Annotated in this window: 11 protein-coding genes and 2 pseudogenes; 8 read left to right on the top strand and 5 right to left on the bottom strand. The window is 72.6% G+C overall.

Annotated elements, in window-relative coordinates:
• Positions 1–48: 48 nt before the first annotated feature.
• Positions 49–1,206: an ROK family transcriptional regulator gene (locus tag ACZ619_RS20935; protein WP_469600882.1), complete on the bottom strand. Its 1,158-nt coding sequence runs from the start codon at positions 1,204–1,206 to the stop codon at positions 49–51.
• Positions 1,207–1,312: 106 nt separating this feature from the next.
• Positions 1,313–1,441, bottom strand: a pseudogene (locus ACZ619_RS20930) (DNA-binding response regulator); the annotation flags it as partial.
• Between the two features lie 140 nt (positions 1,442–1,581).
• Between ACZ619_RS20930 and ACZ619_RS20925 the strand changes: the two are divergent.
• Positions 1,582–1,920, top strand: a pseudogene (locus tag ACZ619_RS20925) (ABC transporter permease); the annotation flags it as partial.
• Positions 1,921–1,961: 41 nt separating this feature from the next.
• Positions 1,962–2,405, top strand: coding sequence for a hypothetical protein (locus ACZ619_RS20920; protein ID WP_469600880.1), 444 nt, complete (start codon positions 1,962–1,964; stop codon positions 2,403–2,405).
• 29 nt (positions 2,406–2,434) lie between these two features.
• On the opposite strand, the gene mug is transcribed toward ACZ619_RS20920, so the two are convergent.
• The 3 genes from mug to ACZ619_RS20905 all read right to left on the bottom strand — a co-directional run bounded on the left by mug (position 2,435) and on the right by ACZ619_RS20905 (position 5,221).
• Positions 2,435–2,977 carry a G/U mismatch-specific DNA glycosylase gene (mug, locus tag ACZ619_RS20915; RefSeq protein WP_469601234.1) on the bottom strand — a complete coding sequence of 181 codons (543 nt, stop codon included), beginning with the start codon at positions 2,975–2,977 and terminating at the stop codon, positions 2,435–2,437.
• Entirely contained in the window at positions 2,974–4,419 is a 1,446-nt protein-coding gene (purB, locus tag ACZ619_RS20910) for an adenylosuccinate lyase (RefSeq protein WP_469600878.1), read from the bottom strand. The genes mug and purB overlap by 4 nt, the downstream gene beginning before the upstream one ends.
• A 64-nt stretch (positions 4,420–4,483) precedes the next feature.
• The gene (locus ACZ619_RS20905; RefSeq protein ID WP_469600875.1) at positions 4,484–5,221 is read right to left on the bottom strand and encodes a GntR family transcriptional regulator; all 738 of its coding nucleotides are present in this window, start codon (positions 5,219–5,221) and stop codon (positions 4,484–4,486) included.
• Between the two features lie 286 nt (positions 5,222–5,507).
• Here ACZ619_RS20905 and ACZ619_RS20900 point away from each other — a divergent pair, with 286 nt between their 5' ends.
• The 6 genes from ACZ619_RS20900 to ACZ619_RS20875 all read left to right on the top strand — a co-directional run bounded on the left by ACZ619_RS20900 (position 5,508) and on the right by ACZ619_RS20875 (position 12,449).
• Entirely contained in the window at positions 5,508–6,932 is a 1,425-nt protein-coding gene (locus ACZ619_RS20900) for a purine-cytosine permease family protein (RefSeq protein WP_469600873.1), read from the top strand.
• Between the two features lie 176 nt (positions 6,933–7,108).
• Positions 7,109–8,452, top strand: coding sequence for a type III glutamate--ammonia ligase (gene glnT, locus ACZ619_RS20895; RefSeq protein WP_469600870.1), 1,344 nt, complete (start codon positions 7,109–7,111; stop codon positions 8,450–8,452).
• 11 nt (positions 8,453–8,463) lie between these two features.
• On the top strand, positions 8,464–9,321 hold the full coding sequence (locus ACZ619_RS20890) for a class II glutamine amidotransferase domain-containing protein (protein WP_469600867.1): 858 nt from the start codon (positions 8,464–8,466) through the stop codon (positions 9,319–9,321).
• A complete protein-coding gene (locus ACZ619_RS20885; protein ID WP_469600864.1) occupies positions 9,309–9,989 on the top strand; it encodes a glutamate synthase in 681 nt (226 codons plus the stop codon). Before ACZ619_RS20890 ends, ACZ619_RS20885 begins: the two co-directional genes overlap by 13 nt.
• A gap of 52 nt (positions 9,990–10,041) precedes the next feature.
• A complete protein-coding gene (locus ACZ619_RS20880) occupies positions 10,042–11,361 on the top strand; it encodes an FMN-binding glutamate synthase family protein (protein ID WP_469600861.1) in 1,320 nt (439 codons plus the stop codon).
• Positions 11,358–12,449, top strand: coding sequence for an FAD-dependent oxidoreductase (locus ACZ619_RS20875; protein WP_469600859.1), 1,092 nt, complete (start codon positions 11,358–11,360; stop codon positions 12,447–12,449). Before ACZ619_RS20880 ends, ACZ619_RS20875 begins: the two co-directional genes overlap by 4 nt.
• The last annotated feature ends 45 nt before the right edge of the window (positions 12,450–12,494 follow it).

The following is a 12,494-nucleotide window of genomic DNA, read 5'->3' as shown; positions in this document are numbered from 1 at the left end:
ACGCCACCGGGGCGCGTCGCGTGGGGCCGCGTTCGGCGGGGCGGCCGCTCAGCGGCGCGCGGTGACCGTCCCGTCCACCGCGAACAGCTGCTCCTCCACATGGTCGAGGGCCAGCCGCAGCGCACCCGTCGCCACCGCCGCCTCGCCGAGCAGGGAGAGGGCCACCCGGGGCGGCCGCAGACAGTAGCGGGCGAGTTCGCGGCGCAGCGGTTCCAGGACGCCGTCGAGCCCGGCCGCCCAGCCGCCGATCACCACCAGCTCCGGGTCCAGGGCCAGCACCAGCGCGGCCACGTCGTGCACCAGCCGCTGGATGAACCGCTCCACCGCGGCCCGCGCCCGCGCGTCCCCCTCACGGGCCAGCGCGAACACCTCGGCCACCGCCTGCTCGTCCAGCGGATGGAGCGGCTCGTCGGTGGTGGACAGCAGCGTCTCCGGGGTCACCTCCCGGCCCAGCAGATGCAGCGCGCCGATCTCCCCGGCCGCCCCGCCGTACCCCCGGTGCAGCCGCCCGCCGATCAGCGAACCGGCGCCCGGACTCAGCCCGGCCAGCACCATCACCACGTCGTCGGACTCGGTGGCGGCGCCCTTCCAGTGCTCGGCCACGGCCGCCGCGTTGGCGTCGTTCTCCACCAGCACCGGGCACCTGAAGGACCGGCTCAGCCGCTCGCCCAGCCGCAGCCCCGTCCACTGGGGCAGCGCGGTGCCCAGCCGCACCCGGCCGTCCGCCTCGACGATCCCCGGGGTGCCGACCCCGACGGCCCGCAGCGAACTGCGCGGCACCCCGGCCCTGCGCAGCAGTTCGGCGACCGCGGTGCGCAGCCGCTCCAGGCGCTCGTCCGCGTCGGCCGTCTCGGCCACGTCCTTGGCCTGCGACCCCAGCAGCCGGCCGTCCAGGTCGGACAGGAGCGCGGCGACCCGGTGCGGGCCGATCTCCAGGCCCAGCAGATGCCCCGCCTCGGCCCGGAACCGGAACCGCCGCGCGGGCCGCCCCTGGCGCCTGGCGGCCCCCTCCTCGGCGGCCTTCTCGACGACCAGACCGCCCTCGATGAGCCCTTCCACGACCCCCTCGACGGTCGGTCGGGACAGCCCGGTCACCCTGGTGATCTCGGTGAGCGTCGCGCAGTCCGTGGCACGCAGCGCGTGCAGCACCACCGCGGAATTGATCCTTCGCAGCAGCGAGGGGTCACCGCCCGTCAGGCCCGCCAACGTCCGTCCTCCCAGCCAGCCGCCGTGTTGGCCGGATCGTACTTCGGCACGGACGGCCCCGGCGAGTGCCCGGCGCCCCCGACCTGACGAAGATCCACGCTCGACGCGGCGCGACGAACCCCGACTCGTACGCCGTGATCACCGCCCGGGTGCGGTCCCGCGCCCCGAGCTTCGCCGGCACGGCACCCACGTGGGACTACACGGTCTCACCCCCGACGCCCAGCCGCCCGGCGACCCCCTCGCCCAGGCGCACGGCGGGCACCGGGCCGAGCGGAAGCAGCAGCGCCGGTACCCACCGGGTCGACATGTCGATGTGGAGCCACACGCTGACGACCGGCATCGGCACCCACAGATGCAGCAGACGAGCTGCTCGGAGCGGCCGCTTTGACCTGGGTACAGGGGCTGCGCGCGGCGGTGGCCTGCGGTGTCCACCTGACGCTGATGGCCCTGTTCGCGGCGGGACTCACCGCCGTCCTGCGCGGCGGCACGGTGACGCTGTCCGTCCTGATCCCGTTCCTGCTGACCGTGTCCTTCGTGGTCGGCGACCTCTCCGGAGGCGTCGCCGGCCTGCTGCCCGACCGGGCCGGCCAGACGGCGCTGCACAGTGCCCGGGACGGCTCGCCCGGCCCCTGGAGCGGACTCGCCGTGACCGCGCTGTGGACGGCGGCGGCGCTGTTCGCCGGGGCCCGGAGCCTGGGCCGGCGGGACGCCTGACGGACCGCCAGTTGTCAGTGGCGCGCGCTTTACTGGATCACATGGACATCGCGCAGCACCTCGCCGTCATCGCCGAGCTGTGCGCCCGCCGGTTCCCGGCGGAGCACGGCAGGACCGACGTCGGCACGGGCGGACCGGGTTATCTGACAGCCGAGTTACGGACCAGCGACGCCTTCCACGAGGCCGACCCGGACGTGTGGGAGGAGACGGAGGCGCAGTTCGACGCCGACCGGGACGCGCTGGGGGAGCGGCTGAGCGAGCGCTGGGAGGCGGCCGGCCCGGTCAGCCTGTTCAGCGTCCTCCAGCGGAGCGAGGAGGGCGAGGAGATACCCGAGCCGTGGCGCGCCCTCGCCTCGCACGTGCCCGACCTGCACCTGTGGAGGTCGGCCGAGACCGGCCGCTGGATCGCCCTCGGCGTCTCCCAGTGGGACCGGGAGCTGCCTTTCCAGCTGCTCGCCGTGATCACCGACGTGGACCCGCCCTGACCCGTCCCGACCCGCCCTGACCGCACCGGTCAGCCCGCCGCCTCCCGCAGCCGCCCGAACTCCTGCGCCATCGTCGCCGCCGTCCAGTGCGCGTTCAGCCCGCTGGGGTTCGGCAGCACCCACACCCTGGTGTCCCCGATGGTCCGCTCCTGCGGCCCCACCCGGGCCCCGCGGTCGTCGAACGCGGCCCGGTACGCCGTCACCCCCACCACCGCCAGCCACTTCGGCCGCACCCGCGTGACCTTCGCCGTCAGCAGCCGCCCGCCCTCGGTGTACTCCGCGGCGGTCAGCTCGTCGGCCCGCGCGGTCGCCCGCGCCACCACGTTGGTGATGCCGAGCCCGTACGACAGCAACTCGCCCTGCTCCGCGGGCTTCAGCAGCCTCGGGGTGAAGCCGGACAGGTGCAGCACCGGCCAGAAGCGGTTCCCGGGGCGGGCGAAGTGGTGGCCCGTCGCCGCCGTCATCAGGCCGGGGTTGATCCCGCAGAACAGGACGCGCAGGCCGTCCGCGATCACGTCCGGGACGAGACGGTCGCGGGCGGCCTCCAGTTCCGCCGCAGTGAACCGGGTCAGAGGATCGCCCCGGGCGTGTAGCCGGCCGCCTCCGGGTGCTGCTTCGCGATCTCCTCGATCCGGCCGACGACCACGCCGACCTGGTCGGCGGCCGCGCCGGTGAAGGAGAGCTTGTCGGCCATCAGCGCCGCCAGCTGCTCACGGTCGAGCGGCAGCCGCTCGTCGGCGGCCAGCTTGTCGAGCAGGTCGTTGCGCTCGGCACCCTGCTCCCGCATCGCGAGCGCGGTGGCCACCGCGTTCTCCTTGATCGCCTCGTGCGCGACCTCACGGCCGACGCCCGCCCGCACCGCGCCCATCAGCACCTTGGTGGTGGCGAGGAAGGGCAGGTAGCGGTCCAGCTCGCGGGCGACCACGGCCGGGAAGGCACCGAACTCGTCGAGGACCGTCAGGAAGGTCTCCAGCAGACCGTCGAGCGCGAAGAACGCGTCCGGCAGCGCGACCCGGCGCACCACCGAGCAGGACACGTCGCCCTCGTTCCACTGGTCGCCCGCCAGCTCGCCGGTCATCGACGCGTAGCCGCGCAGGATGACCATCAGGCCGTTGACGCGCTCGCAGGACCGGGTGTTCATCTTGTGCGGCATCGCGGAGGAGCCGACCTGGCCCGGCTTGAAGCCCTCGGTGACCAGTTCGTGCCCGGCCATCAGCCGGATCGTCTTGGCCAGCGAGGACGGGGCCGCCGCCAGCTGCACCAGCGCGGTCACCACCTCGTAGTCGAGGGAGCGCGGGTAGACCTGGCCGACGGAGGTGAAGGCCTGCGCGAAGCCCAGGTGACCGGCGATCCGGTCCTCCAGCTCCGCGAGCTTCGCCGCGTCCCCGCCCAGCAGGTCCAGCATGTCCTGGGCCGTGCCGACCGGGCCCTTGATGCCGCGCAGCGGGTAGCGGCCGAGCAGCTCCTCGACGCGGCCGTACGCCACCAGCAGCTCGTCGGAGGCGGTCGCGAACCGCTTGCCGAGGGTGGTGGCCTGCGCCGCCACGTTGTGCGAACGGCCGGCCATGACCAGCTCGGCGTACTCGCCGGACAGCTTGCCCAGGCGCGCCAGGACCGCCACCGTACGGTCGCGCACCAGCTCCAGCGAGAGCCGGATCTGGAGCTGCTCGACGTTCTCCGTCAGGTCGCGGGAGGTCATGCCCTTGTGCACGTGCTCGTGCCCGGCGAGGTCGTTGAACTCCTCGATGCGCGCCTTCACGTCGTGCCGCGTGACCTTCTCGCGCTCGGCGATGGAGGCGAGGTCGACGGTGTCGAGGACCCGCTCGTAGTCGGCGATCGCCTCGTCCGGCACCTCGATCCCGAGGTCCTTCTGGGCCCGCAGCACGGCGAGCCAGAGCTGGCGCTCCAGCTTCACCTTCTGCTCGGGCGACCAGAGCGTGGCGAGCTCGGCGGAGGCGTAACGTCCGGCGAGGACGTTCGGGATGCGGGGCTTGGCGGGTGCGGCTGAAGTCACGTGGAGGGAGTTTACCCGCAGCCCGGAAGCGCCCCGGGAGCGTCCACGGAGCAGGACGCGCAGGTCACCCCGGTGAACCGGCCAGGCCGGCGTCCCCGTCCCGCCGCTCCCCCTCGCGCCGCCGTTCGTCCATCCCGGCCAGCAGCGCCTGGTGGCTGCGCCGGACGTGCTCGCGCATCACGCGCTCGGCGCCGTCGCCGTCCTTGGCGAGGACCAGGTCCAGGACGCGGTGGTGCTCGTGGTCGGACTCGGTCAGCCGGCCGGGCTGGGACAGCGAGGTGCGGACCAGGCGCGCGTAGGCGAGCTGGTTCATCAGGGTGCGGTAGTGCGCCTCCAGCTTGGTGTTGTCGGCGCCCGCCACGATCAGGTCGTGGAACTCGTGCACCAGCCGCGCGTACTCCGTGGAGTCGCCCGCGCGCACCGCCTCGTCGGCCGCCCGCATGTTCTCCTCCAGGCGGGTCACCTCCGGCACGTTGCCGCGGAAGGCCAGCAACCGCGCCGCCGCGCCCTCCAGCAGCTCCTTCATCTGGAACAGCTCGGTGATCTCCCGGCGCGAGGGCACCGCGACGAAGGTGCCGACCCGGGGCCGTACCTCCACCAGGCCCTCGATCTGCAACTGCTTCAGGGCCTCGCGGATCGGTGTCCGGCTGACCCCGAAGGTCTCCGACAGCGCCATCTCCGACAGGCTCGACCGCGGCGGCAGCTCACCGGTGATGATCATCTGCCGCAGCTCCTCGGCGACGCGGGCCTGCATGCTCGTCTGCTGGAGCGGCTTCCGCGCCCGACCACTGGGTTGTTGCATGGTACGTGAACGTAGTGGGGGTGCCCAGGCGTCGTCAACTGTCGGGACGCCACTGATCCCCCTGCCATGCAAGCGAGGCTAGAAGTGTGGCCTGGGATCGTCAAGGCTTCACCTGGAGAAATGCGCACGACTCCTGCCTTTAACCCGCTCACCAGGAACTTCTTGAGTCTTGTGTCGAAGGTGTTGACACGGGTGTGTGGCCTATTTAGCGTCCTCTGCCATGCAAGAGCCGACGAAGGCGTCTGGGTCACCCTCGGCTCCCACAGCAAGAGCAGAGGAGCACCGCATGGCAGAAGGAGCACCGCTGCCGGTCTACGGCAGTGCGGTCACGAAGGTCGAGCCGTTCGGGGTCGATCACATTCCCGACAGCGAGCGGCACGGGAAGCCGAGTTCGCAGTTCTTCGTGTGGTTCGCGGCGGGTCTGAACTTCCCGATCATCCTGCTGGGGTTCAGCGCGGCGTGGTTCGGGCTGAGCTTCGGCGCGGCGGTGACGGCGATCGTGGTGGGGGCGGCGCTGGGGTCGGTGCTGATGGCGGTGATGTCGCGGATGGGGGTGCGGCTCGGGGTGCCGCAGCAGATCCAGGCGCGGGGCCCGCTGGGGTTCTTCGGCAACTTCCTGCCGGTGGCGTACATCAACGTGTTCGCGGGGATCGGCTGGGCGTCGGTCACCGTCATCCTCGGCGGCAAGGCGTTCGCGGAGCTGACGGGGCTGCCGTTCTGGGCGTGCGCCGGGGTGCTGACGGCCGTGCAGCTGGTGGTCGCGATCTACGGCTACAACATGATCAACTACCTCCAGAAGGTGCTGACGTACGTCCTGACGCCGTTGTTCCTGCTGATCACGGTGGTCGCGGTGGTGCGCGGCGGCAGCCTCTTCCACGCCGACCCGCACGCGTCCGGATACATCGGATCCACCGGCGGCTGGGTGACGTTCGGGGGGTGGTTCCTGTCCTTCCTGGTGGCCTGGGCGCCGTTCGCCTCGGACTACTCGCGGTACCTGCCGGACACGCCGGAGGCGGTGTCGCGCACCGCCTGGTACACCGGGCTCGGCAACTTCGTCACGATCTGCTGGCTGGGCATCCTGGGCGTGGTGGTCGGCGGCAGCGCCACGAGTTCGGACTCGATCACGGCGCTGCACGAGCTGGCCGGGCCGTTCGCGGTGCCGGCGCTGATCGCGGTGGGCCTGTCGGCGCTCGCGCAGAACTTCCTGAACGTGTACGGCGGCGCGATCTCGGTGCAGACGCTGAAGGTGCCGGTGAGCCGCTCGCAGGCGGTGACGGTGATCTGTCTGCTCGCCTACGTGATCAGCCTGTGGGGGGAGTCGGGCACGGAGGACAAGTTCAAGGTCTTCCTGAACCTGACCGCCTACTTCATCGCGCCGTTCGCGGCGGTGCTGCTGCTCGACTTCTATCTCGGCGGCCGTTCGGACCCCTCCCGGATCCGCGAGCTGTACGACCGGCGGCGGGTGCTGGACTGGGGGTTCGTGGCCTGGGCGGGCGGGGTCGCGGCGTCGGTGCCGTTCTGGCAGTCCAGCTTCTTCACGGGGCCGTTCTCGAAGGCGTTCCCGGGCGCGGGTGATCTGAGCATGTTCGTGGCGGCGGGCGCGGGAGCGGTGCTGTACCTGCTGACGTACCGGCTCAAGCCGCTGTGGGTCGCCGGCGGCGGGCCGGTGCCCGTGGACAGCGCCGACAGGCCGTCGGTCGACGTCTCCTGACGGTCGGTCCAGGGCCGGTCACCCCTCCCCGGAGGCGGTGGCCGGCCCTTTCCGATGTGCGGCCGAGGCCCGGGCTAACGCGGAACTTCCCGGACGGACATCCCGCCGTAACACCCGGACTGTCTACTGGTGTGCAACAGTGATTCATGTGAGTGGACACCTCTTGGGAGGCCCCCATGACGACAGACCAGGCGGAGCGGGCCGGGCAGGCCGCCGAAGCCGACCTGGCCCGACTGGTCCGGGACGACGGCGTCGAGTTCGTGCTCGCCGTCTTCGTCGACCTGACCGGCAAACCGTGCGCCAAGCTCGTCCCCGCCCAGGCCGTCGAGGAACTGCGCGACGAGGGCGTCGGCTTCGCCGGGTACGCGGCCGGCGCGCTCGGCCAGCAGCCCAGCGACCCCGACGTCGTCGCCCGCCCCGACGCCTCCTCGTACACCCCGCTCCCCTTCGTCAGGCCCGGTCTCGCCCTCGTCCACTGCGACCCGTACGTGGAGGGCCGCCCCTGGCCCTACGCCCCGCGCGTCGTCCTGCGCACGCTGCTGGACCGGGCCGCCGCGCACGGACTCTCCCTCGTCGTCGGCGCCGAGGTCGAGTACTTCCTGGTCAACCGGGACGAGCACGGCGTGCTCAGCGTCGCCGACCGCAAGGACACCGCGAGCCGGCCCTGTTACGACGCCCGCGGCCTGACCCGGATGTACGACCACCTCACCGCCGTCTCCAGCGCGATGAACAGCCTCGGCTGGGGCAACTACGCCAATGACCACGAGGACGGCAACGGCCAGTTCGAGCAGAACTTCAAGCACGCCGACGCCCTCACCACCGCCGACCGGGTCATCACCATGCGGTACCTGGTGTCGGTCCTCGCCGAACAGCGCGGCATGACGGCCACGTTCATGCCGAAGCCGTTCACCGACCGCACCGGCACCGGCATGCACCTGCACCTGTCCCTGTGGCGGGGGGACCGGCCCGCCTTCCCCGACGCGACCGACGCCCGCGGCCTCGGACTCTCCCCGCTCGCCTACTCCTTCGTCGCCGGGATCATCGAGCACGCGCGGGCCCTCCAGGCCGTCATCGCGCCCACCGTCAACTCGTACAAGCGGACCGGCGCCGTCTCCACCCGCTCCGGCGCCACCTGGTCGCCGCGCGTCGCCGGCTACGGCGGCAACGACCGCACCCACTTCGTGCGCGTCCCCGACGGCAACCGCGTCGAACTGCGCGGCGGCGACGGCGCCGCCAACCCCTACCTCGCCGCTGCCGCCGCCCTCGCCGCGGGCCTCGACGGCATCGAACGCGGCCTGGACCCGGGCGAGCCGGGCGCCGGCGGCAAGGGACCGGAACTCCCGCCGACCCTCCTGCACGCCGTCGAGGCGCTCCAGGCCGACGACGTGATCAGCGGCACCCTCGACGCGGCCGGACCCGGAGTGAGCCGGTACTTCGCCGACCTCAAGCGCGAGGAGTTCTTCGACTGGCACTCCACGGTCGGCCCGTGGGAGCTGGACCGCTACCTGACCGCCTTCTGAAGGGACTCGGTATGTGTGGAATCGTCGGGCTCCATCTGCGGGAGCCCGCTCTGGAACCCCGGCTGGGCGAACTCCTCGCCGCGATGCTGGGACAGGTCGTCGAACGCGGGCCGGACTCGGCCGGTGTCGCCGTCTACGGCGATCCACGGCTGTCACCGCCAGGACGGAGCGTGGTGTCACTGCTCGGCACCTCGAAGGCGGAGGCCGAGGCGGCGCTGCCGGGCGTGGTCGCCCACGACGCCGACGTGACCACGGTGGTCCACGCGGAGGCCGCACGGGTCGCCGCCGCGCTGCCGCACGCCCGGGTGATCGGCTCCGGCGAGGGCTGCGCCGTGCTCAAGGGCGTCGGGGACCCGGTCGGGCTCGCCGAGTCGTTCGGGCTCGCCGGGGTGACCGGCTGGCAGGGCGTGGGACACACCCGGATGGCCACCGAGTCGGCGGTCACCCCCGAGGGCGCCCACCCCTTCTCCGTCGGGCCCGGGCAGTGCCTGGTGCACAACGGCTCGTTCGCCAACCACGCCACGATCCGGCGTGAACTGCGCGCCCGGGGAGTCGGGTTCGACAGCGAGAACGACTCCGAGGTCGGCGCCCGGTTCATCGCCCACCAACTGGCCCAGGGCGCCGACCTGGAGAAGGCGCTGCGGCTGCTGTGCGAGCGGTTCGACGGCTTCTACACGCTGCTCGTCTCCACGGGCGACTCCTTCGCGGTCGTCCGGGACGCCATCGCCTGCAAGCCCGCGCTGGTCGCGGAGACCGCCGACTGGGTCGCGATGGCCTCCGAGTACCGGGCGCTGGACGTCCTCCCGGGCATCGAGAACGCCCGCATCTTCGAACCCGAGCCTGAAGAGGTGTACGTATGGCGACGCTGATCGACCTCGCGAGGACGCCGGTACGGGAGCTGAACGCGGCGCTCCACGCGCCGGCGGCCGGGGCCGGCCCCTGGCGGGTGGCCAACCCGCGCGGCGCGCATGCCGTCGCCTGCGGCATCCGGGACGCCCTCACCGTCGACGTCGAGGGCCATGTCGGCTACTACTGCGCCGGCATGAACCAGTACGCCACGGTCACCGTGCACGGCAACGCGGGGACCGGGGTCGCCGAGAACATGATGTCCGGGACGGTCCGGGTGCGCGGCAGCGCCTCGCAGTCGGCGGGCGCCACGGCCCACGGCGGACTGCTGGTGATCGACGGCGACGCGTCGGCCCGCTGCGGGATCTCCATGAAGGGCGTGGACATCGTGGTCGGCGGGAATGCCGGTCACATGAGCGCGTTCATGGGGCAGGCGGGGCGGCTGGTCGTCTGCGGGGACGCGGGGGAGGCGCTGGGGGACTCGCTGTACGAGGCGCGGATCTACGTGCGCGGCACGGTGAAGTCGCTCGGGGCGGACTGCGTGGAGAAGGAGATACGGGACGAACACCTGGCGGAGCTCGCCGAGTTGCTGAAGGCGGCGGAGCGGGACGAGGACCCGGGCGAGTTCCGCCGGTACGGCTCGGCCCGGGAGCTCTACCACTTCAAGGTCGACAACTCGGCCGCCTACTAGCGCCGTTGCCACCGAGCCCCTGAGCGATCCCCCCAGTTTGGAGTTGTGAACCTTGGAACACGCATCGCGCGGCCTCCGCGAGTCCGCCACCTTCGACCGGGCCACCATCCACGCCATCCAGCGCGCCGCCGACACCGGCATCTACGACATCCGCGGCTGGGGGGCCAAGCGCAGCCTCCCGCACTTCGACGACCTGCTGCTGCTCGGCGCCTCCATGTCCCGCTACCCGCTGGAGGGTTACCGCGAGCGGTGCGACACCGAGGTGGTGCTCGGCACCCGGCACGCCAGGAACCCGCTGCGGCTCGCCACCCCCGTCACCATCGCCGGCATGAGCTTCGGCGCGCTGTCCGCCCAGGCCAAGGAGGCGCTCGGGCGGGGTGCCAGCGAGGCCGGCACGTCCACGACCACCGGCGACGGCGGCATGACCCCCGAGGAGCGCGGGCACTCCAAGCACCTCGTGTACCAGTACCTGCCGTCCCGGTACGGGATGAACCCCGACGACCTGCGGGCCGCCGACGCCATCGAGGTCGTGCTCGGACAGGGCGCCAAACCCGGTGGCGGCGGCATGCTGCTCGGGCAGAAGGTCACCGAACGGATCGCCGGCATGCGGACGCTGCCCGTCGGCGTCGACCAGCGCAGCGCCTGCCGGCACCCCGACTGGACCGGACCCGACGACCTCGCCATCAAGATCCTCGAACTGCGGGAGATCACCGACTGGGAGAAGCCGGTCTATGTGAAGGTCGGCGCGACCCGCACGTACTACGACGTCAAACTCGCCGTCCAGGCCGGTGCCGACGTCGTGGTGGTGGACGGCATGCAGGGCGGTACGGCCGCCACCCAGGACGTCTTCATCGAGCACGTCGGCATCCCGACGCTCGCGGCCCTGCCGCAGGCCGTGCGGGCGCTCCAGGAACTGGGCGTCCACCGGGAGGTGCAGCTGGTGGTGTCCGGCGGCATCCGGTCCGGCGCCGACATGGCCAAGGCGCTGGCGCTGGGAGCGGACGCGGTCGCCATCGGTACGGCGGCGCTCATCGCGCTCGGCGACAACCACCCCCGGCACGACGCCGAGTACCGGCGGCTGGGCTCGGCGGCCGGCTTCTTCGACGACTACCAGGACGGCCGCGACCCGGCCGGCATCTCCACCCAGGACCCGGAACTCGCCGCCCGGCTCGACCCCGTCGACGGCGGCCGGCGGCTCGCCAACTTCCTGCGGGTGATGACCATGGAGGCCCAGACCCTGGCCCGCGCCTGCGGCAAGGCCCACCTCCTGCACCTCGAACCGGAGGACCTGGTCGCCCTCACGATCGAGGCCGCCGCCATGGCCCGGGTGCCGCTCGCCGGCACCGACTGGATCCCGGGAGCGGGCCGGTGATCGCCGTCGTCGGAGCCGGACTCATGGGCGCTGCCACCGCCTGGCAGCTAGCCCGGCGCGGCCATCCGGTCACCCTGATCGAGGCATACGACATCGGCCACAAGAAGGGCAGCTCGCACGGCAGTTCGCGCATCTTCCGGCACGCGTACGCCGACCCCTTCTACGTCGGGCTCACCGGACGGGCGTACGAGGAGTGGCGCGCGCTGGAGGAGGACACCTCGACGCCCCTGCTGCGGATCACCGGTGGGCTCGACCTGGGGGAGGGCCGCGACCCGGAGGGGCTCGCCCGGGTGCTGGCGGCGGCCGGGGTTCCGTACGAACTCCTGGCGGCGGAGGCGGCCCGGGAGCGCTGGCCGTACATCCGGTTCGACGGACCGGTGCTCCACCACCCGGGCGCCGGGGTGCTGGACGCCGACGAGACCGTCGCCGCCTGTGTGCGCGGGGCGGTCGAGCACGGGGCCGAGGCGTTGATCGGCGTGCGGGTGACGGACGTCGGGGTGCTCGGGGACGGCACGGCGCTGCTGCGCACCGACGACGGCCGTGAGATCGCCGCCGACAGCGTGGTGATCGCGGCCGGACCCTGGCTGCCGGAGCTGGAACTGCCCGTCACGCTGCCGCCGTTGCGGGTGACCCAGCAGCAGGTCTTCCACTTCCGGCAGCGCGAGCCCGGGCAGCGGTGGCCGATCCTGGTGGCCAAGGACGCGGACATGCAGGTCTACGGACTGCCGTCGGGCAGCGACGGGGGCTTCGCGCCGGCCGTGAAGGTGGCCGAGCACGACCGGGGCACCCCGACCGGTGCCCGTACCCGCAGCGGGGTGGTCGATCCGGCGTCCCGGGCGCGGGTGAGCGGATACGTCCGCGACCGGCTGCCGGGCCTCGACCCCGTACCGGTCGCCGAGGCGACCTGCCTCTACACCACCACGCCCGACGAGGACTTCGTCCTGGACCGGCAGGGCCCGCTCGTGATCGTCTCCCCGTGCTCCGGTCACGGCGCCAAGTTCGCCCCGCTGATCGGGGCGATGGCGGCGGACCTGGCCACCGGCCGGGCCGAGCCCCACCCGCGCTTCCGGCTCGACCGCGCGGGCTGACGCTCGGCCGTGCTGGCTGAGCGTTCCGCCGGGTGGGCTGAGCGC

It is taken from the genome of Streptomyces sp. NPDC104367 (assembly GCF_055583825.1).
This window is presented reverse-complemented; position numbering and strand designations above follow the sequence as displayed.